This is a genomic window from Larkinella sp. C7 (assembly GCF_006149005.1).
GTDB lineage: Bacteria > Bacteroidota > Bacteroidia > Cytophagales > Spirosomataceae > Larkinella.
Window position 1 is genome coordinate 342302 of record NZ_VBSL01000004.1, and the last position, 20709, is coordinate 363010.

General features: G+C 54.5%; 16 protein-coding genes. 14 read left to right on the forward strand and 2 right to left on the reverse strand.

Annotation, left to right across the window (positions count from 1 at the left end; genetic code table 11):
• Window positions 1-18: 18 nt before the first annotated feature.
• A complete protein-coding gene (locus FH871_RS12455; RefSeq protein ID WP_138991756.1) occupies window positions 19-1224 on the forward strand; it encodes an enolase C-terminal domain-like protein in 1206 nt (401 codons plus the stop codon).
• Window positions 1225-1298: 74 nt separating this feature from the next.
• The gene (locus FH871_RS12460; RefSeq protein WP_138991757.1) at window positions 1299-2093 is read left to right on the forward strand and encodes an SDR family NAD(P)-dependent oxidoreductase; all 795 of its coding nucleotides are present in this window, start codon (window positions 1299-1301) and stop codon (window positions 2091-2093) included.
• Here FH871_RS12460 and FH871_RS12465 read toward each other — a convergent pair.
• On the reverse strand, window positions 2075-2536 hold the full coding sequence (locus FH871_RS12465) for a type II toxin-antitoxin system VapC family toxin (protein ID WP_138991758.1): 462 nt from the start codon (window positions 2534-2536) through the stop codon (window positions 2075-2077). The two genes, FH871_RS12460 and FH871_RS12465, sit on opposite strands and share 19 nt — an antisense overlap.
• Window positions 2533-2763 (reverse strand): hypothetical protein, encoded by a 231-nt coding sequence (locus tag FH871_RS12470; protein WP_138991759.1) that lies wholly within the window; start codon window positions 2761-2763, stop codon window positions 2533-2535. The genes FH871_RS12465 and FH871_RS12470 overlap by 4 nt, the downstream gene beginning before the upstream one ends.
• An 18-nt stretch (window positions 2764-2781) precedes the next feature.
• Between FH871_RS12470 and FH871_RS12475 the strand changes: the two genes are divergently transcribed.
• From FH871_RS12475 to FH871_RS12530, 12 genes are all read left to right on the forward strand, one after another.
• Window positions 2782-5661, forward strand: coding sequence for a sugar-binding domain-containing protein (locus FH871_RS12475; protein ID WP_138991760.1), 2880 nt, complete (start codon window positions 2782-2784; stop codon window positions 5659-5661).
• A complete protein-coding gene (locus FH871_RS12480; RefSeq protein ID WP_229317250.1) occupies window positions 5661-6920 on the forward strand; it encodes an MFS transporter in 1260 nt (419 codons plus the stop codon). Before FH871_RS12475 ends, FH871_RS12480 begins: the two co-directional genes overlap by 1 nt.
• Window positions 6921-6994: 74 nt before the next feature.
• A complete protein-coding gene (locus FH871_RS12485) occupies window positions 6995-7768 on the forward strand; it encodes a LamG domain-containing protein (RefSeq protein ID WP_212768223.1) in 774 nt (257 codons plus the stop codon).
• Between the two features lie 41 nt (window positions 7769-7809).
• On the forward strand, window positions 7810-8523 hold the full coding sequence (locus FH871_RS12490; RefSeq protein WP_138991762.1) for an RraA family protein: 714 nt from the start codon (window positions 7810-7812) through the stop codon (window positions 8521-8523).
• Between the two features lie 184 nt (window positions 8524-8707).
• The gene (locus tag FH871_RS12495; RefSeq protein WP_138991763.1) at window positions 8708-11944 is read left to right on the forward strand and encodes a histidine kinase dimerization/phosphoacceptor domain -containing protein; all 3237 of its coding nucleotides are present in this window, start codon (window positions 8708-8710) and stop codon (window positions 11942-11944) included.
• A gap of 5 nt (window positions 11945-11949) precedes the next feature.
• A complete protein-coding gene (locus tag FH871_RS12500) occupies window positions 11950-12693 on the forward strand; it encodes a LytTR family DNA-binding domain-containing protein (protein WP_138991764.1) in 744 nt (247 codons plus the stop codon).
• Between the two features lie 116 nt (window positions 12694-12809).
• Entirely contained in the window at window positions 12810-13007 is a 198-nt protein-coding gene (locus FH871_RS12505) for a hypothetical protein (RefSeq protein WP_138991765.1), read from the forward strand.
• A 27-nt stretch (window positions 13008-13034) separates the two neighbouring features.
• The gene (locus FH871_RS12510; RefSeq protein ID WP_138991766.1) at window positions 13035-13700 is read left to right on the forward strand and encodes a peroxiredoxin; all 666 of its coding nucleotides are present in this window, start codon (window positions 13035-13037) and stop codon (window positions 13698-13700) included.
• A 91-nt stretch (window positions 13701-13791) separates the two neighbouring features.
• On the forward strand, window positions 13792-14016 hold the full coding sequence (locus FH871_RS12515; protein ID WP_138991767.1) for a hypothetical protein: 225 nt from the start codon (window positions 13792-13794) through the stop codon (window positions 14014-14016).
• A 10-nt stretch (window positions 14017-14026) separates the two neighbouring features.
• Window positions 14027-15160, forward strand: coding sequence for an NAD(P)/FAD-dependent oxidoreductase (locus tag FH871_RS12520; RefSeq protein ID WP_138991768.1), 1134 nt, complete (start codon window positions 14027-14029; stop codon window positions 15158-15160).
• A gap of 46 nt (window positions 15161-15206) precedes the next feature.
• The gene (locus FH871_RS12525) at window positions 15207-15476 is read left to right on the forward strand and encodes a hypothetical protein (RefSeq protein WP_138991769.1); all 270 of its coding nucleotides are present in this window, start codon (window positions 15207-15209) and stop codon (window positions 15474-15476) included.
• Window positions 15477-15564: 88 nt separating this feature from the next.
• Entirely contained in the window at window positions 15565-20667 is a 5103-nt protein-coding gene (locus FH871_RS12530; protein ID WP_171062833.1) for a putative Ig domain-containing protein, read from the forward strand.
• The last annotated feature ends 42 nt before the right edge of the window (window positions 20668-20709 follow it).

The following is a 20709-nucleotide window of genomic DNA, read 5'->3' on the forward strand; positions in this document are numbered from 1 at the left end:
CAATCAAAAAAAACAAGTATGAAAATCATTGACCTGCGAACCCGCTGCGTGGCCATTCCGCTCAACGCCCAGCTTCGCCACAATACCGGCGTGCATCCCGGTTATTTTCTCCGGACCATTGTCGAAGTCATCACCGACGAAGGCATTGTCGGACTGGGTGAAGTGGGCGGGGGAGACCAGCGGGGGGCATTGCAAAAGCTGAAACCGCGCATCATCGGGCTCGATCCGTTTCAACTGGAAATCATGAAGTTGAAAGTACTGCGGAGCATTTATTACCTGTCCAATGCCCGCCTGTATGCCGCCCTCGAAATGGCCTGTCTCGACATTCAGGGCAAAGTGCTGGGGCGCCCGATGAGCGATTTGCTGGGCGGACGCATCCGCGACGAAGTGCCCTTTATTGCGTATCTGTTCTGGCGGTATGACCGGCCGGGTGGGGGTGGTGCAGTATCCCGGCATGACGAAACCGCCGAAGATCTGGCCGACTATTGCCAGGAACTGCACGAAACGCTGGGCGTCAAGGCGATGAAGCTCAAGGCGGGGGTGATGGCTCCCAAAGAGGAGGTTCGGGTTTTGGAACTCTGCCGCAGGCAATTGGGCGACGATTTCGGCTTGCGAATCGATCCGAACGGCTTGTGGTCGGTGCAAACCGCCGTGCAGATGGGCCGCCGGATGGAAGACCTGAACCTCGAATATTTTGAAGATCCGTCGTGGGGACTGGAAGGCAATGCCGCCGTCCGCAAGCAGATTCGCATTCCGGTGGCAACGAACATGTATCCCGCCAAATTCGACGACCTCGCTCCGGCAATTCGGATGGGTTCGGTGGACATTGTGCTGACCGACCTGCATTACTGGGAAGGTCCGCGCGGGGTGAAAGACCTGGCTGCGGTTTGCAATACCTTCAATCTGGGCGTTGCCATGCATTCCGGGGCGGAGTTCGGCATCGAACTGGCGGCCATGATTCATACTGCTTCGACCATTCCGACCATGAATTTTGCCGGTGATGCCCATTACCATTACCTCACCGACGACATCATCGAGGGCGGTTTGATGAAGTACGAAAACGGTTGCATCAAGGTGCCCACCGGGCCGGGGCTGGGTGTCACGCTCGATGAGGACAAGATGAAACATTACGAAAAATATTACGAGGAGAAAGGCGATTACTACGCCCGTTTTCACCAGGATCCGTATCGGCCGGATTGGTTTCCGACCGTGGGAGGGATGTGAAAGGAATAGGGGATATTGAATCCTGAACATCAAATATTGAATAGCGAAATTGACTATCGAAAAAGAGACGCTCAATGAGGAGATTGACAGGTAAAAAAGCCCTGGTGACGGGGGCGTCGGGCGGTATTGGAAAGGCCATTGCGCTGCGGCTGGCGGAGGAAGGGTGTGAGGTGGTGATTCACTTTCACGAAAACCGGGCCGACGCCGAAACCGTCGCCGACGCGATCCGGCAGAAGGGCGGTGTTGCTCATGTGTTGCAGGCCGATTTACAGCATACCGCTCAGGCCATCCGCCTGGGCGAACAGGCGTGGGAGTTGGCGGGGTCGCTGGATGTGCTGGTCAACAACGCGGGGGTTTCGTACAAAAAGCACTTTCTGGACGTAACGGAAGCTGATTTTGAGCAGTTTAACGCGGTCAATTTCAAAAGCACCACCTTCCTGACTCAATCAGTGGCCCGAAATATGGTAAAACAGGGTGTTGCGGGAAGCATCTGGACGATAACATCAGTCAACGGCATCCGACCCGGTTTGGGGCTGAGTCTCTACGGCGCAACCAAGGGGGCGCTCGAAACCCTGATGAAAGGCGTTGCGATGGAACTGGCTCCGCACCAGATTCGGGTGAATACGCTCGCCATCGGGGCCATTCAGACCGACATCAACCGGGCGGTCTGGGAAAATCCGGCCCTGCTTCAGGAAGTCAGTCAGGGGATTCCGGCCGGGCGACTGGGGCAGGCTGAGGAGGTGGCGGCAGTGCTGGTCGATCTGGTGGCGTCGGGCAGTTACATGACCGGTTCAACGATCACCCTCGACGGCGGTTTGCTGCTGATGCGCGGATATGGGAAACCGGGGCCTTATGAAGCCGGAAAATGAACGTGCAGCACCTCGACGCTGTCGATTAACGTAACGCCTTCACTTGCGCAGGGAATTTGAAAATCAGAATCGTAAGAAGCTAAGTCATGGATACCCGCAGTCAGACAATGTGCCAAAATAATGGCATCATTCGGAAGCAAATTGTATGTTTTCATCAAACGGATCACAGTCGAAGAAGGAGGTTCGGGATTGTTAACTTGTTCAAACAAGCTAAGCAGGCCAAGCGGTTCATTCTGAATCACAATTTCAGGAATCCGTTTATTTTCCTTCAACGTGCGGGGAGATTTTGTGCCGTGATGCCCCAGAAAGTAGTAGATGTATTCCGTAAGAACAATGCTATTGTAGTAAAGTGGAAGACTTTGAATGAACATCTCTTCCAGCAGTCCAGTCTTTTGATCTTTGATATATTCTATCAAAATCGAAGAATCGACAAATATTTTCATTCCTGCGCATACATTTCGTCTTCAAAATCAGGGCCGGGCTCCCACTTTGGCAAGCTACCCCTGTATTTGCGAAGAATTTCCAGCTTTTCTTCTTTCGTCAGTTCCGGTTTTGGAACCGATTCTTTCTTCAAAACAATCACCTCGACCTCCTGCTCCCGATACGATGGGGGCATCGGCAACACCAGCGTATCGTCGGTAACTCTTTGTACAAATTTGAGTGCTTCCATGACCTTAGCTTTTTAACAATGAAAGATAATCCGATTTATTTGTTCTTCCTACTCACAACACTGCTGACGGTCGGTTCGGTTTCGGCCCAGCCGGGATTGGCGCCGTCGGATGACAAAAGCCCGAAACTCTGGAGTCCGTACCGCATCAGCCCCCGCACCGGAGCGCAGCACATCGCGTTGTCGGGGAGCGGGTGGGAATTGTCGCACACCGATGCCCCCGTAGCGGATCTGAAGACGCCCCGGAAAGACCCGTTTCCGACCCATGTTCCCAATTCGGTTCACTGGTCCTATTTCAAAGCCGGGAAATTACCGCATCCCTATTACCACAAGAACTCGACGCAATACCGCTGGCTGGAAGAAAAGGTCTGGTATTACCGGAAAACCGTAAACCTCCCAGCCTCTGCGCAGGGGTCGTTACTCTTTCTGTGCTTCGACGGCGTCGATTATTTCTCGAAAGTCTGGGTAAACGACAGCCTGGTGGGGGTTCACGAGGGCATGTTCGGCGGACCTTCGGTTGAAATCAGCCGTCTGGTCAGGTGGGGGCAGGCGAATGAGATTACGGTGGAAGTGCGCGCCGGAAACTGGGGCAACAAGGCCACGGATTACGAAAATCTGCCCCGAACCTCGACCGGCGACTATGATTTTTCCAAACGAACCGGCTTCAATCCGCGGGCCAGTGGCCGGATCATCAAACCCTGGGTAATCTCGGGCGGTTCGGGGGGCGAAGCGTTCTTCAGTGTGGGCATGTGGCAGGGGGCTCGCCTGGAAATAGTGCCGCCGATTCACCTGGAGCGGCCTTATCTGACCACCAAAACCGTCTCCAACGGAAAAGCCGAGTTGCACCTTTCGGGCGAGGTGTTTGCCAACCGCCATTCGCTGCAACAGCAACTGCACCCCTGGAACAATACGCAGTTGAACCATCCCAACGAAAAAGGGACGGTTTTTAGCCCGGTCAACGAGAAACTGAGCCTGCTGGTCGAGCTGATTTCGGCCCAAAGCACGGTTTTGTCCAAAGAATTCCCGCTCACGTTGTACGAAGGGCGCAACTGGTTTGAACACGACCTGACCCTGCCCAACCCCAAACTCTGGCAGCCGAACGGCCTGGGAGAGCCGAACCGGTACACGGTGAAAGTAACCCTGAAACAGGCCGGGAAAACCGCCGATGTCCTGCAATTCGACTACGGGATTCGCACCATCGACCGGGTCGCCACCGCCGGGCCGCGCATTGCCGACCGTTGGGAAAACTGGCAGTTTGTGGTCAACGGGCGGAAGATTTTTGTCAAAGGGATGAATTTCACGCCCCAGGACATTCTGCTCGATTTGCCGCAAGAACGCTACCGCTGGACGCTCGAAGCCGCGAAAAAAATGGGCGTGCAACTGATCCGCATCTGGGGCGGTGGCCTGCTCGAAACCGACGCTTTCTACGACATCTGCAACGAACTGGGCATCATGGTCTGGCAGGATTTCCCGATCGGCAACCAGGACACGCCCGATTTTCCGCAGGACATCTGGGAAGCGCAGGTGGTTCAGAACATCACCCGTTTGCGCAATCACCCGTCGCTGGTGATCTGGTGTGGGGGCAACGAGTTCAATCCGTATTCGTCCGGCAATGCGAAGTCCATCGGGATTCTGGAACGCAACCTGGATATTTTTGACAAATCGCGGCTGTTTGTGCGCACCACGCCCGACGACGGCTCCATGCACGCCTATCCCGACATGGACCCGACCTGGTATAACCGCAGTTACCAGTTCGAACCCTGGGTGTCGGAAACCGGGATGCACAGCATTCCCGAAGCCAGTTTATTCTACGAAACGGTTGATAATAAGGAATTTACGGGCCTGGGTAAAATGTGGGACAAAAGTTTTGGGGCTGCTCACCCGGAATTTATCCACCATTTTACGGAATACGGCCCCGGTCGCGTCCCCCGGATGTTAAGCCGGGCGTCGCATGTTGCCGACATGGCCGACCCCACCATTGAATCCATTGCGGAGGCATCCCAAATCGGGGCGGGGGAGTTTTACCAGATTCTGTCGGAAAAAATGCAGGGCAATTACCCCGTCACGGCGGGGCTGATGCCGTGGGTTTTTAAACGCCACTGGCCCGTGATTGCCATTCAGATGCTGGACTGGTTCGGGAATGCCGGTGCGCCGTATTACTTTCTGAAACGAACCTACGAACCTACCCACGTGGCCATCGACCTGCCGCGACTGCTCTGGAAGCCGGGTGAACGCATGGCGCTTCCAGTGAAGATAACGAATTCAGTACCAACGGGAATCGCCGGTGCGAAAGTGAGTGTTCGGGTGTTCGACGACACGTTTAAGGCCCTCTGGCAACAGGAAAAAGCGGTGAACGTCGGCGCAGGCACCTCGGTGAGCGAGGTAAACGCCGGGGATTACACGATACCTGCCAACTACCGCGACCGGTTTCTGCTGATTCTCATCGAATTGCGCGACGCCGGTGGAAAGCTGCTGTCCCGTTCGTTTTATTTCCCCCGCAGCCTTTCGATGCTGGAAGAGGACGGTTTTTATCAGAAATACGTCAGCACCCCCATTCCGTGGCCGACGCTGGAAAAAGGGCCGTTTCTGAAGGCTTCCGTTGCCAAAACCGCCACGTCGCTGACCTCGGCGGTGGTGTCCGGCGAACCGCTCGGGAAAGACCAGAGCCGCCTTCGGGTCCGAATCCGCAATACCGGAAACGTCCCGGCATTCATGACCAAAGTCGACATTGTCGGCACCAAACGGGCCATTGTTGCGTCGGACAATTACAACTGGCTGGCCCCCGGCGAAACGCAGGAACTGACGCTCGATGTGCTCTGGCGGGAACCCGAAACCCGCAAAAATGCCACCCTGTCGGTCAGTGCCTGGAATGCCCCAACGATCACCGCTAAACTTCCCTGATGATGACCGAACCCGCCCCCGTTGTAACGCAAAAACCGGTCGGTTTTCGCTGGGAGTTGCTGACGCTGCTTTGGCTGGCGTTTTTTCTGAACCAGGCCGACCGGCAGATTTTCAGCGTCGTGCTGCCCCTGATCCGCCGGGACCTCGGCCTGACGGATTCCGAACTGGGCCTGATTGCTTCTGCGCTGGTCTGGACCTACGGGCTGCTGGTTCCCATCGCCGGTTTTGTCGGCGACCGGTTTTCGCGTCGGAACATTCTTGGATTTTGTCTACTATTCTGGTCGTGCGCAACCCTGCTGACGGGCTTCTGTGCCACGGTTCTGCAATTCATTCTGCTGCGGGGCATTGCCACGGGCGGGGGCGAAGCATTTTATGCGCCCTCGGCCAATGCCCTGTTGGGCGAAAACTACCGGGAAAGCCGGTCGTTCGCCCTGTCGATTCACCAGACGGCGGTGTATTTCGGGATTATCCTGAGCGGTATCATTGCCGGGTACATCGGGGAGCAATACGGTTGGCAGAAAGCTTTTTACCTCTTCGGCGGGTTGGGGATTTTGCTGGCGGTGGTGTTTTTTATCCGGATACCGAAAGACAGCCCCGTTCTGAAAACCGACCCGCAAAAACCGCTGCTGGCCGAAATCGGCGAAACCGCCCGCATTGTGATTCGAAAACCGACGGTGATTCTGCTGACGCTGGGCTTTGGCTGCATGGTTTTTGTCAACGTCGGCTACCTGACCTGGATGCCTTCGTTTCTGGTCGACAAATTCGGGATGAGCCTGACCGATGCCGGTTTTTCGGCCCTGTTCTACCACCACCTGGGGGCTTTTCTGGGCGTGTTGTCGGGCGCCAGAATTTCCGATCATTTCGCGAAAACCAACCCCCGCAGCCGGTTGGTCATTCAGGCGCTGGGCTTGATGCTGGGGGCACCGTTTATCTACTGGATCAGCATGAGCCAGACGCAAACCATGACCTACGTTGCCCTGTTTCTGTTTGGTATTTTTCGGGGCTGGTACGATTCCAACATTGTCGCTTCGCTGTATGAGGTGGTGTCGCCCAAAATCCGTTCATCGGCCTACGGGTTGATGCTGGCTTGTGCCTTCCTGATTGGTGCTTCGGCACCCTACCTGCTCGGTGTTCTGAAACCCTCGCTGGGCCTGACGCTGGGTCTTGCCAGTCTTTCAGGGGTTTATGTGCTGGGAAGCCTGTTTATCGGCAGCGGAGCCCTCTGGTTTTTTGACAAAGACCGCGAACCAACTGAATGAAGTGACGAACTTTTCTAACGCAAACCACCCTGCTCAGCGGTATGATCATGATTCCTTCCAGTAAAGCCACGCCCTTGGATCAATCTCTTGTGTCGTTTCCGAATTTGCTGTGCCTGTGGGATTTTTCGGAGAAACAGCCTTTGCTCTCCAAAGGGAAATATGCCTACCGGTTGCAGGAGCCAACCGGGCCGGTGTCGATGGTAAAAGGCGGTGTTTTGTCGGATTATTCGCTCCATATCAGGGAACACGAATACCTGACGATTCCTCGCGCCGACTGTCCCGGCCTGAACAATCACGGTAAAAACGCGCAGGTGACGGTGCTGGCCTGGGTGAAACGCCAACCCAAAAGCAACCACAACGCCGAATGTGAAGCCATTGCCGGTCTGTGGAATGAAACGCGAAAAATGCGGCAGTACTGCCTGTTTCTGAACATCCGGCTGCACCAGAGCGCAGACCAGGTGTGCGGCCACATTTCGGGTGTGGGCGGGCCGACCCCCGGCGAAAAATGGTGCGTCGATGTGTCCATTGGCCAGACGCCCGTGCCGTTTGATGCGTGGACGTTTGTGGCCATGACGTACGACGGCCGGGAAATCCGGTCGTACCGCAATGGCCAGTTCGACGCGCGGCCCGACCGAAATCCGTATCCGTATGCCGAAGGTATTTTCGACGGGGGCGAAACCGGCTCCGACTTCACGGTGGGGGCCGTCCACCGGTTGGGGGCCATCGGCAACGATTTTGTCGGACATCTGGGCGGTTTGGCGGTTTTCGACCGGGCGTTGACCGCCGGAGAAATTCAGCAGATTCATCACAATCATCCGCTGCCGAACCCGGTCGGGAACGGCGGTTAACAACAATAAACCGAGTATAAACTCACAAACTACGTAGTATAATGGAAGTAATGACGAATTCGTATCCTGTTCGGCAAGTGGACGTTAACTATGACTGGCAGGAAATCCAGAGTCGGTATCTCACGCTGTATACGGGCCTGGTTTCGGACGCCCTCGAACACCTCGGGTATCACAAACAATGCATGGCCAGCGGGGTGTATCCGCTGACCCACACCATGAAAGTGGCTGGCCCGGCGTTCACGGCCCACGGGGTGGCCACGCCCAGCCGGGACACAAAAGTCCACGACATCCGGCTTGGCATGTTCAAAAGCATGAAACCGGGGATTGTCCAGATCCGCGATACGCAGGGCGACACTTCCTGCGGGCATTTTGGCGAAATTTCGGCCACGGCTGCGGCTGCCCACGGTTGCGTCGGGGCGGTTATCGACGGTTCCACACGGGATTCCAACTACCTGATCGACATGGACTTTCCAACGTTCTGCCGGTTTCGGAATCCGGTCGAAGCCTTCGGGCGGTTTATGGTGGTGGATTACCAGATTCCCATTTTTGTAAAGGGAATGGATGGTTTGCTGAAAGTGAACCCCGGCGATTACATTTTCGGCGATAACGACGGCGTGGTGGTGGTGCCGTACGACCTGACCATTCCGGTTCTGGAATTGGCCGAAGAGTGGTTTGCCAGTGAATCCCGCAGCCGGGAAGCCATGGCAACCGGGCGAGATCCCTTCGATGTCTACAAAGAATTCGGGCGGTTCTAAAAAGGGAAGTTGGGTCTGGGAAAGCCGGTGAGGTTTCATTGATTGAAACCTCACCGGCTTTTGCTGGTTGCCCATCAGGGGTTAAGCGGTAACCGGTGGTAGGTCTAGGTGAACATTAGCGAAATAATTGTTGCGCTTTATGAACATCTATCGTATCTAGCCTGCGGTTTTTAGACCCTTTAAAATGGCCCGGTTCGTTCGGCTCCTAAAGCGAAACCTCTTTTCCTTTTTTTTTCGCAGCCCCCTGATTCTGGTTTACCTGATGACCGCTCATACGTTGCCGGGGCAAAACGACTTGACACCAGCGCCTTCAGACTACACCATTACCAAACGGCTTCTTTCCATCGAAAATGGCCTGGCTTCTCATGAGGTGTTTTGTGGGCTACAGGATGCCGCCGGTTTTCTGTGGTTTGGTACCCGCAACGGCTTGAACCGTTATGATGGGAAAGACTGTCTGCTCTTTACCCGGCAACGGAATCATTTGCAGGATAATAAAGTGGTGCAACTGGCAAAAGATGATGCCAATCACCTGTTCATTGCCTACAGTAGTACGGGGTTTCAGCTCACCACCAATGGGAAAGTGGATGTGATGGATGCCACGACGCAGGAAGTTAAAACACTGACGGCGGCTTTTCCCAACCTGCCATTTAAAGAGCAGGATGTCTACTGGATCGCCAATGATGGCACCGATGAAATCAGTTTTTTAACGGCCTTTCCCTTCCGGTATTGGAAATACTCTTCCAAACGGGGGTTTCGGCTTCGCTACGAACTCAAAGAATGGGATCAAACCCAATCAGACGTCAACCATCGCGTCACCGGGCCTTTTTGCGTCTTCGGAAACGGGAGTGCCCTGCTGAAATTAACCAACCAGCACACCCAGTATCTGATTACGAACGATACAGTTTTTGCCTTTACGCAAAAAGATGTGTTGCGATCACTACCCCTGGGTTTCACGCGCCAAAACGAACTGCTCGTTACCTACAACACCAAAACTGAGGTAGATCACTTTGCCGTTGGCAAGCTGACTCGAAAAGGCCGGTTTGAATCCATCGGGGATGTGCAAAAATACAATCTGAATGCGGTAAAAGACCGATACTGGTATCAGATTGTGGTCGCAACCCATGGCTTGTCTTCTATTTTATATATCAATACCGATGCGCTTTACCTCTGGAAGGAAGATGCGTTTTTGAAAATCGTGGCGAAACCGGACTGGAAAGGATTTGAAAATCTGTTTGTCTACGGGCTTTTCCCGGACAATCTGGGCAACCTCTGGCTCTGTACATCCCTCGGGGTTCTGCAACTGACGATTGAAAAGAACCGGTTCGTGCCGTATTTTTCCATCAGTCAGCAATCGCTCCAGCCCAACAGCCAGGCTCGGGGAATTTATGCGGAGAAAACCGGCCCGATCGTTGCTAATATCTGGACGCACACGTTCGGACAGCAGGGCGGTAAACTACAGTCGGTTTCCGATGAGGAAATTAAATATGCGATCGTCAAACACGATTCGGCGTTGTATGTCGGCGGCTATAACCTGTTTCAGTACAATGAAAAAAAGAATACGATAACAGCCACTCCGGGCGGGCAGGGATCGGAAATCTGGTCGCTGTTTTCGTTGAACGACAGCCTGTTGCTTCTGGGACGAACCACCGGTTTTTCGGTGTTCAATTCCCGCACCCGCCGGTTTGATTCGCTTTCCGTGGCGACTCCGAACACGCCCGAAGCCAAATTTGTGTACCGGTTTTTTAAGGACAAAACCGGTGTCGTCTGGGCCGTGGCCGAGAATGGGTTGTATAAATTGACGAATGGCGATCGACGAATGACGATTGACCGCCGACCATCGCCAATGGTCAATCGTCGATCGTCATTCGTCAAAATCCACTCCGCTTTTCTCAATGGCCTGAGTTTGCTGGATGCCTGCCGGGATGCCGACGGGATTTTCTGGCTGGCCACCAACGGCGAAGGGGTATACCGCTGGGACCCCAAAGCCAACACTATCCGGCAGTTCAACATCGCGGCCGGTTTTCCGTCCGATGTGTTGTATCGGATTGAACCCGACGAATTTGATCATCTCTGGATCAGTTCAGACTACGGCCTGATCCGCTTTCACCGGAAGTCGTTCTCGGTCAACACCTATACCACCGTCGATGGCATTACACACAATGAGTTCAACCGAACCTCTTCGTTTAGAGCCAGCGACGGTCGGCTCTTTTTTGGAGGCATCGACGGTGTCAATGCGTTTTACCCCCGGGATTTCAGAGCCGACACCACGACGCTTCAGGTGCCGTTGCGGATCATTGCGTTTAACCAGTTTGTTAGTTCGCAAAACGAGTTAGTCGACAAAACCACCGAGCTGCTGAGTACGGCCCACATCACGCTGAAACCCAATGACCGGTTTTTTACCCTGGAATTTCAATTGCTGGATTTTACCAAAGAGGAAGCGCACCGGTATGCGTATAAAATCGAAGGCATCGACAAGGACTGGAATTACATCACGGAGAACTCCATCCGCATCAGTGGATTGCCCTACGGCGAATTTACCCTGCACATCAAAGGACAAAACGGGGAGGGAACGTGGAGCAAAAGTGAGTTAATCCTTCCGCTGACTGTTCTAACGCCATTTTATTGGCAGTGGTGGTTTATTTCCGGAGCCATCCTGCTGTTTTTGCTGGCGGTTTACTTCTTCATTCGGTTTAGAATAAACCAATTGGCCGCCGACAAAAAGAAGCTGGAGCAAACGGTAAACGAACGGACTGTCCAGTTGAAGCGCTCCCTGTCCGAACAGTCGGACCTGTTGCTGGAAAAGGATGTGCTGATGAAAGAAATTCACCACCGGGTCAAGAATAACCTGCAGGTTATTTCGGGCTTGCTGGAACTACAGAGCAAGGGATTGACGGATGTAACTGCTAAAGATGCCTTGCGGGACGGACAAAACCGGGTCCGCAGCATTGCGCTGATCCACCAGAACCTGTACCAGTTCGAAAACCTCAGTACCATTGACCTGAAACGATTTATCAATGACCTTTGCCGGCAGGTTCAGAGCGTTTTTCAAAAACAGAAACCGGTCGTCATCCGGATCACCGTGCCGGATTTGCACCTGGATATTGATTCCGCCGTTCCGCTGGGGTTGATTATGAACGAGTTATTGTCCAATTCGTTTAAATATGCTTTTTCGGAAGTAGCCGCCGGTGAAATTTATCTGGAGATCCGTTCGCTCACCGAATGGAAATACCAGTTGCTGTATGCCGATAATGGTCCCGGTCTGCCGCCCGGTTTCGATCTGGCCCGGGCGTCGACGCTGGGTCTGCAACTGGTCAATGACCTGAGCCGGCAGATTGGCGGCAGCGTGCAGTATGCAACGAAAAACGGGGCTGCTTTTACCATTCACTTTACCAACCGCGATCAGCGGAAAAACGAAGACTAAAGGCCATGGCTGTTTTAAAAATTGGCGTCGTGGAGGATGAACTGGTGATTGCCCGGACGATTCTGAATACCCTCGACGAACTGGGGTATTCGCACTGCGGCCCGGCCATTACCTACACCGAAGCCCTCGAAATGCTCGGAAACGACAAGCCGGATCTGGTTTTGCTCGACATCCAGTTAGCCGGTCGGAAAGACGGGATCGATGTGGCGCAGAAGCTCAATGAATCCGATCCGGTACCGTTCATTTTTTTAACGGCCAACAGCGATGCCGAAACGATTGAGCGGGCCAAAAAGGTAAAACCACATGCGTACATTGTAAAACCGTTTACGAAAGAAGAACTGTTTGCGGCCATTGAAATCGCCTTCAGCAACTTTACCGGGAATCAGACGGATGTCAAGCCCGCTCCGGTAGCCGCGCACTCCGTCCGGAATTTTATGTTTGTGAAGGACGGTTATGTCTTCAGAAAGGTGTTTTTGAAGGAACTGCTTTATCTGGAGAGCGACGCCAATTACGTGACCCTGCATCTGGCCTCCTCCAAAAAAATCATGGTTCGCTCCACCATCCATGATTTTATGGAACAGTTGGACCCTGGCCTGTTCATCCGCATCCACCGGAGTTACGCCGTAAATGTCAACCACATCGAGGATATTTTTCCTACTGAAATTTCCCTGCAAGGCGTTAAGATTCCCATTGGCAAATCCTACCGCGAAGAGCTTTATAGAGTTTTGGGACTGAAGAGTGACCATTGACGATGGTCAACCGTCAAAATCTCCCCTCCCCAAGTTCCCTTCATTCATCCCTCACAAGCCACATTCGTCCCTTTTAGTTGGCCATTCGCCCAAACGGTACCAGTTTTGGTTCCGTTATGGGATTGCTCGATCTGGACAAAATCATCATTAAACGGACTATTCTGGGGATTCGCTGCAGCCACTGTGGCGGCAATCTGGTGCTTTCTCCCCAACGATCCATCGCCGGGCGGTTTATCAAACTGGTATCGCTGGGCACCATAACGCCCAAAAATTACGAATGCGAGCATTGTCAAAAACGATACATGCTGCTCTAACCATTAACCCTCAAAAAATCAAACACCATGAGTCTCAGATTAGGTGACATCGCTCCTGATTTCCAGGCAGAAACAACCCAGGGAACCCTGAATTTTCATGATTGGGTTGGCGACGGCTGGGCCATTCTCTTTTCCCACCCGAAAGATTTTACTCCGGTTTGCACCACCGAATTGGGGTACATGGCCAAATTGGCTTCCGATTTCGAACAACGCAATTGCAAAGTCCTGGGTCTCAGCGTCGATCCGGTTGAGAACCACCTGAAATGGAAAGCTGACATTGAAGAGACGCAACACTATCCGGTCAACTACCCGATGATCGGGGACACTGACCTGGCCATCGCCAAGCTGTATGACATGCTGCCTGCCGATGAGCCCGGAACGTCCGAAGGCCGGACAGCAGCTACCAACCACACCGTCCGGACGGTTTTTATCGTGGGACCCGACAAGAAAATCAAACTGCACCTGACTTATCCGATGACCACCGGGCGCAACTTCCACGAAATTCTGCGCGTGCTGGACTCGATGCAACTGACGGCGGCTCATAAGGTAGCGACGCCGGTCAACTGGCAGAATGGCGACGATGTGATCATTGTGCCGGCCGTATCGGATGCGGAGGCCAAGGAAAAATACCCGAATGGCTGGAAAACCGTCAAACCGTACCTACGCATCGTGGCTCAACCGGGCAGAAACTAAGTGACGCAACCCATTTCCCCTCGGCTCTCCGGCAGGCTCGTAAGCCGAGGGGAAAACGGGAAACCGTCTTACACGCTAAACCTCCAACGAAATGTGGTTCGCTCCTAAATCAATGCGGGTATGGTTTGCCTTTACGGGCGCCATGTTGTGGTTGGGTATCTACCTGACCGGTTTTTCTACGGTACACTGGTTTGCGTATGTACCGGCCATCAGTTTTGTCTTCTCTGCCATTACCGGTCTTTGTCTGCCGCTGACGGCGGCTTTCAAACTATTTGGCGTTCGCATCAAGGAGATTTCCAATCAAACCGTCCACTAAAAACCGTACCATGAAATTACGTGTACTGGTACTCGGAGCAGGCTTTGGTGGCCTGGAACTCAGCACCATTCTTTCGGAAACCCTCGGTAATGAGCTGGATCTGACGTTGATCGATCAGCACGATTCCTTTTTCTTCGGTTTTTCCAAACTGGATGTGATGTTTGGGCGAAAACCGGCGGATGCGGTCAAGATTCCGTACCGTCACCTGGTCAAACCGGGTGTCCGGTTCAGGCAGGAAACCATCACGGCGATTGATCCGGTTGCCAAAAAAGTTACCACCCAAAATGCCACCTACGACGCGGATGTGCTGGTGGTTGCGTTGGGCGCCGATTACGACCTGGCAGCCACGCCGGGACTGGCGGAAGGCGGCCATGAATATTATTCGTTTGCCGGGGCCGAAACGTTGCGGAACGTGATTCCGCAGTTTACCAGTGGTCACGCCATCGTCGGCGTATGTGGAGCACCGTTCAAGTGTCCGCCCGCCCCGAGCGAAGCGGCTTTGATGCTGCATGATTACCTGCTCAAACGCGGGGTGCGGGACGCTTGCACCATCAGCATCGTCATGCCGTTTGGCTCACCCATTCCGCCGTCTCCCGATACGTCGAAAGCCTTGCTCCGGGCGTTTGAAGAACGGCACATCCAGTTCATTCCCCAGCGGAAAGTCCGTTCGCTCGACGCATCGCGTCAGGTCGCTATGCTGGACGATGGCACTGAAATGCCGTACAATTTATTCCTCGGGATTCCCAAGCACGTGGCTCCGGAGGTGGTTCTGGAAAGCGGTCTGGCCGAAAACGGGTGGATTCCGGTCACTAAAACGGATCTGCTCACCCGGTTTTCCGGCGTATACGCCATCGGTGATATCACCAGCGTTGGAACCCCCAAAGCCGGAGTTTTTGCGGAAGGGGCGGCTAAAATTGCGGCCGCTTCCATCATTGCCTCGTTTCGGGGGAAGGATAACGCGTCTGTTTATACGGGTGCGGGTTCCTGTTACATCGAATTTGGCGAAGGCCGGGTTGGCCGGGTAGATGTCGATTTTTTCTCGGGTCCCAAACCCCACGGGATTCACCATGAACCCTCCGAAATGCTGGTCGTTGATAAGGACCATTTTGGCTCCAGCCGAAAAGCCCGCTGGTTTGGGATTTAGCCACGTTGAAAGTAGAATCTTTGTTCACCCCTAGACACTCAAAAAAATGCCAACCTATCTCGTTGAAATTCCGCACTCGGAGACGGTGTCGGAATGTAAAAAAGTGATTAACGTTTTTTTGACCTCCGGTTCGCACATCATCTCCCACGCGCACTGGGGTTGTAAAGACGGCGTTCATAAAATGTGGTTTATCTACGATTTTGAGAACAAAGAAAGTGTACTTCGGGCCATTCCGCCCCTGCTAAGGCCCAATGCGCAGGTCATCGAGCTGGTTAAATTCCGGGTAGAAGATGTCATGCTGTATACCGCCGATTGACGATTGACCACCGACCATTGGCAACCGTCGATGGTCGGTGGTCAATAAAACAGAAAACTCAATGAGAGAACCAATACTGAATCATACAATGAATAACGCCCGACGGAGAGTTGCCACCCGGCGGTTTTGGCTTTTGCTTCCGATGTTCATTTGGGTAACCAGCAGCGCGTTTGCGCAGACCACCTGGACGGGGGGGATCGATGCCTCCTGGGAAAAACCGGGCAACTGGTCGGCGGGGGTGCCGGATGCTGCCGACGACGTCATCATTCCCGACGTAACGAACGACCCCGTCATTGCCGGCGGAACGGCAGCTTTGGCCCAATCGGTGCTCATTCAGGCCAGTGGCTTGCTGACCATCAACGCGTCCGGAAGCCTGACCATCAACGGTTTTGCTACATACAGCACCCCGTCTGAGTTCACGGCGGGTTTGAACAACCTGGGCACCGTCAACAACAGCGGCAACCTGACCCTGGGGGCGGTCGCCAGCGTCGGGAAATACGGGATGATTAACCAGGGAAGTTTTATTAACAAAACCGGTGGTGAAATCCACATTGACCGCACGACCGATACCGGAATTTTTCAGGCCAGCGGCACTTTTACGAATGAAGCAAACATTGCCATCGGCGTGCTGGCCGATATCGGACTTCACGGCATCTGGAACAATACCACCTTCAATAACACCGCCGGGACCATCCGCATTGATCGCGCGACGTTTCGGGGACTGGTAAATTATGCCGAAGCCGCGAAATCGATCAACGCTACCTTTACCAATTCCGCCACCATCACCATTACCAATGCCACGACCGTTTCGGCCGGGACCTCGACGACGGCCGGCAGTGCGGGCATTGAAACCCGGGGAGCTTTCAACAACGCGGGGGGCGCCATCACCATCGATCGCACCAGCGGAACGGGACTTTATCACGCCGACGGTCCCTTCACCAATGCAGCGGAAATCACCATCGGGGCCACAGAACCGGCGGGAAATTATGGCTTGTCGAGCTGGGGGACGTTCAACCACACGGGCGGCCATATCCGAATTGATCGCACCAGCGAAATCGGGCTTCTCAACGCGTCGGGGGCGTTCACCAATTCGGCGTCCATCACCATCGGCGGGGTAGCCGGTGTCGGAGCTACGGGCGTGGAAAATCAGGCGATCTTTACCAACCACGCGGGGGCCGACCTCCACATCGATCGTTCCTCGTACGTCGGACTTCATCAGGCCGCCAGCACCTTCACCAATTCCGGAACCGTCACCATCGGAGCCTCGGAGATTGTGGGAACGTATGGTTTGATCAGCCGGGCGGCTTTTACCAACCAGGGCAGCGGCCAAATCAGCATTGACCGGTATGGCACCACCGCGCTGTTTCACCGGTCCGATACCTTCACCAATGCGGCCACTATTACCATCGGCGCACAGGCCAGCGTCGGGCTTCAGGGGATCAAGAACGATGCCATTTTCAATAACACGCCCGGCGGGACCATCTACATCGACCGCACCTCGGAATGGGCGTTGATGAACAATGGGGACGGTGCCCAGTCGATCAGCGGTACCTTCACGAATGCCGCCAACATCTTCATCGGCGCGAACACCAGCGTGGGGGCTTACGGTGTCTGGAATAAGGCCACTTTCAACAACAATGCGGGTGGGCATATCCGAATTGACCGCTCGACCGACACCGGGCTTTATCACGCCAGCGGTACCTTCACCAATGCGGCCGACCTTACCATCGGAGCAAAGGCCACGGTGGGGTATCACGGCCTCTGGAACAGTGCGACCTTTACCAATACCGGTGGAACCACCAAAATCGATCGGACATCGCTGCGGGCGCTGGTGAACCATGCCGACGAACTCGAGTCGATCAGTGGCACCTTTACCAATTCGGCGACGATTACCATCGGATCTATCGCTGCAGTGGGACACTCGGGTATTGAAAACCGGGGGACTTTTAACAATACTTCGGGCGGAGCGATTGCTGTTGATCGTTCCGATAACTACGGGATCAATCTCATCGCCGGCACAATCACCAATGCAGCCGCCATCACCATCGGTGGAATTGCCGGTGTGGGATATGTGGGCATTCGCGTTCAGGAAGCCGGTATTTTCAAGAATAACGCCGGGGGAAACATCCACATCGACCGCTCCACGACTGCCGGAGTGTACATTGCCGAAGGAAGTTTTACCAATTCGGCGACCCTCACCATCGGCGGATCAGAAACTATCGGGCAGTACGGTATTTATAATTACGGCGTATTTTCGAATGCGGGCGGCCATATCCGGGTTGACCGCTCGACCAAAAATGGCGTTTACAACGCTTCCAATATCGGCCATTCGGGGTCGTTCACCAATTCGGCCACCATTACCATCGGTGGGGTAGCTGGTGTCGGCGAGTACGGGATTTACAACGTTGGTCCCCTCAACAATTCCGGAGGAACCATCAGCATCGATCGTTTCACCGAAGCTGGTATTTTCAATACGAAAATTTCGAATGACCAGGGTAAAGGAACGGTTACCAATGAGGCCGCCATCACCATCGGAGCAGCTGAATCTGAAAGTTCAGGGAAGTATGGTATTGTAAATGAGCATTCCTTTACAAATACCGGAACGGGCGGCCATATCCGGATTGACCGTTCCGGCGAAATTGGGCTTTACAACCGTTTGGGAACGTTCACCAATGCAGCCGCCATCACCATCGGCGGGGTTGCTAATGTGGGAGCAACGGGTCTGGAGAATCAGGCCACATTTTCCAACATAACAGGAGGAAACCTCAAAATCGATCGTTCCTCGTACGTTGGGCTTCACAATATCACCCTGACGGCGCCTGCTTCCTTTACCAATGCCGGAACCCTCACCATCGGAGCCCAGAAGGTTGTGATGCAGTATGGTATCATCAACCGGGCGGCTTTTGCCAACCAAACGGGGGGACAAATCAACATCGACCATTTCTTTCTGGGCGGTTTGGATATCGAAAAAGAAGACTTTGCGAATGCCGGAACCGTTACCATTGGTGCATTGACGCCGGCTGACAACAAACTACTGGCGCATTTCAATGAGTCATTCGGCAGTACCTTCACCAATAAAACCGGCGGAGTTTTCAAAGGCACCGGTTCCATCGATGGCGCGAACTTTCTCCACGCGGGCGGCACGCTGTCGCCGGGATATTCGCCCGGCTGGATCAGTTTCAACGGAAGCCGGGATTTTGGCACCAGCACCCTGGAAATCGATGTGAAAGGAACCGGCACGGCGGGTGTCGATTATGACCAGATTTCCGTGAACTACACCGCTACCATCAGCGGTACGTTAACCGTGTCGATTAACTATACCCCAACCAATGGCGATGAAGTGACCCTATTAAAGGCCCCCTGGGGGCTCAATGGAACGTTCAGTTCCGCTACCGTTCCGTCAGGCTGGACGGTTGTGTACACCGCCAACGATGTCAAACTGGTTTATCAGGGAGTCGCTGCCGTTCCCAGCCTGACGGATTTTACGGCCAGTTCAGCCACCGTTTGCGCAGGAAATCCGGTCACCTTCACCGCTACAGTCGGGAATGTCACGGGCAGTTATGCCTACACACTTACCAACGGCAATACGCCGGTGACGGGCACCAGCAGCAGCAATCCGTTCAGCCAGACGCTGGTAGCCGGTGGCTCGGGTACCCAAAGTTTCACTCTGACGATCTACGCCAGTGAACAACTGGCTACAGCCACCAGCGAACTGGTCGTTGCTGTGACTCCGTCTGTTCCCAATCTCACCAGCACCACCGTTACCCAGGGGAATCCGGCGGTTAGTCTGACTGCCAGCAATTGCTTAGGAACGATCAGTTGGACCGGGCCGGGCGGTTCTTCGGGAACCGGGGCCATCACCGTTGTCACCAGCACGCCTGGAGCCTTTGTCTATCAGGCCGTTTGTACTGCCAATGCCTGTACCAGCGATCCCGCCAGTGTAACCGTGGTAGTCAATGCTCCAACCGTCACCGGTTCCTTCGATGGGTTCATCTACGGAGCCGATTGCGCCACATTCCGGGGTTGGGCCTGGGATCGCAACAAACCCAATACCGTCCTTTCGATCGACATTCTCGACGGCGCGAACGTGATTGCCACCCTGATGGCCGACCAGTTTCGGCAGGATTTGGTGAACGCAGGGAAGGGAAATGGAAAACACGCCTTTATCTGGTCGATTCCCGAAATCCTCAAGGACGGTTTGCCCCACAATCTCTCGGCGCGGGTGACGGGCAACAGCTTTGTGCTGAAAGATTCGCCGAAAGCCCTGATCTGTCAGGGAAACGCCGGACCGGGGGGCAACAGGTCTCCGCAACCGCCCACGCCGACGGTTTTGATTACGCCCGTGGTGGCCCAGGTCGGCGTTCCTTTCTCGGGAACCCTGGTGGCCTTCACCGATCCGGATGGTGACGCGCTGACGTATGCCCTGAGCGGATTGCCGGAGGGCTTGTCGATTGACCCCACCACGCGGGTCATCAGCGGGACGCCAACCGAAGCGGGCACCTTTGTGCTGGCCTACTCGGCCACGGATGGTCACCTGACCAACTCGGTGAGTTTCCCGTTGACTGTCCAGCCGGCATCGACCACGACAATGACGGGCAGCTTCGAAGGCTATCTGGACAAACTGGATTGCGGAGGCATCCGAGGCTGGGTCTGGGACCGTAACAAACCCAACACCCCGCTGACGGTGGAGTTTTACCTCGAACCCAGTCCGGGCAACATCACGGTGTTGGGCAGCACGCTGGCCAATAGTTACCGCCAGGATCTGAAGGACGCGGGCAAAGGCAACGGCGCACATGCCTATCAGTTTACGCCACCGGGCAGTGTCACCAACGGGACGCTGGTGCTGGCGCGGGTATTGGGGTCGAACTTTGTGCTGAAAGGTTCACCCAAAGCATTCCAGTGCGCCCCGGCCCGGTTGTCGGCCGAACAGAAACCGGAACTTCAGGTCACGGTTCTGGGCAACCCGGTTCGTGGGGATCAGGTAGCGGTAGAAATCCGGGGTGCCGAGGGCCAGGCGGTTTTTTTGGAACTGACGGATGCGGGTGGTCGGCTGGTGAGTCAACGCCAGATTGATCAGGCGAAAGCGGTTGAGCGTCAGTCGCTATCCGTTGGGCAACAACCGGCGGGCCTGTTCTTTCTTCGGGTACAACAGGGCGGGAGCCAGGTTACGCTGAAAATACAGAAACTGTAGCGATAGTCTTTTCAGGATCAATCCCCCAAACCGAAATTTGCC

Excerpts from the sequence above, each read along its gene's own strand:
- FH871_RS12480 (WP_229317250.1), top strand. The coding sequence starts at position 5,661 with ATGATGACCGAACCCGCCCCCGTTGTAACGCAAAAACCGGTCGGTTTT.
- FH871_RS12510 (WP_138991766.1), top strand. The coding sequence starts at position 13,035 with ATGAGTCTCAGATTAGGTGACATCGCTCCTGATTTCCAGGCAGAAACA.
- FH871_RS12465 (WP_138991758.1), bottom strand. The coding sequence starts at position 2,536 with ATGAAAATATTTGTCGATTCTTCGATTTTGATAGAATATATCAAAGAT.
- FH871_RS12505 (WP_138991765.1), top strand. The coding sequence starts at position 12,810 with ATGGGATTGCTCGATCTGGACAAAATCATCATTAAACGGACTATTCTG.
- FH871_RS12500 (WP_138991764.1), top strand. The coding sequence starts at position 11,950 with ATGGCTGTTTTAAAAATTGGCGTCGTGGAGGATGAACTGGTGATTGCC.
- FH871_RS12490 (WP_138991762.1), top strand. The coding sequence starts at position 7,810 with ATGGAAGTAATGACGAATTCGTATCCTGTTCGGCAAGTGGACGTTAAC.
- FH871_RS12455 (WP_138991756.1), top strand. The coding sequence starts at position 19 with ATGAAAATCATTGACCTGCGAACCCGCTGCGTGGCCATTCCGCTCAAC.
- FH871_RS12515 (WP_138991767.1), top strand. The coding sequence starts at position 13,792 with ATGTGGTTCGCTCCTAAATCAATGCGGGTATGGTTTGCCTTTACGGGC.
- FH871_RS12475 (WP_138991760.1), top strand. The coding sequence starts at position 2,782 with ATGAAAGATAATCCGATTTATTTGTTCTTCCTACTCACAACACTGCTG.
- FH871_RS12520 (WP_138991768.1), top strand. The coding sequence starts at position 14,027 with ATGAAATTACGTGTACTGGTACTCGGAGCAGGCTTTGGTGGCCTGGAA.
- FH871_RS12525 (WP_138991769.1), top strand. The coding sequence starts at position 15,207 with ATGCCAACCTATCTCGTTGAAATTCCGCACTCGGAGACGGTGTCGGAA.
- FH871_RS12530 (WP_171062833.1), top strand. The coding sequence starts at position 15,565 with ATGAATAACGCCCGACGGAGAGTTGCCACCCGGCGGTTTTGGCTTTTG.
- FH871_RS12495 (WP_138991763.1), top strand. The coding sequence starts at position 8,708 with ATGGCCCGGTTCGTTCGGCTCCTAAAGCGAAACCTCTTTTCCTTTTTT.
- FH871_RS12460 (WP_138991757.1), top strand. The coding sequence starts at position 1,299 with ATGAGGAGATTGACAGGTAAAAAAGCCCTGGTGACGGGGGCGTCGGGC.
- FH871_RS12470 (WP_138991759.1), bottom strand. The coding sequence starts at position 2,763 with ATGGAAGCACTCAAATTTGTACAAAGAGTTACCGACGATACGCTGGTG.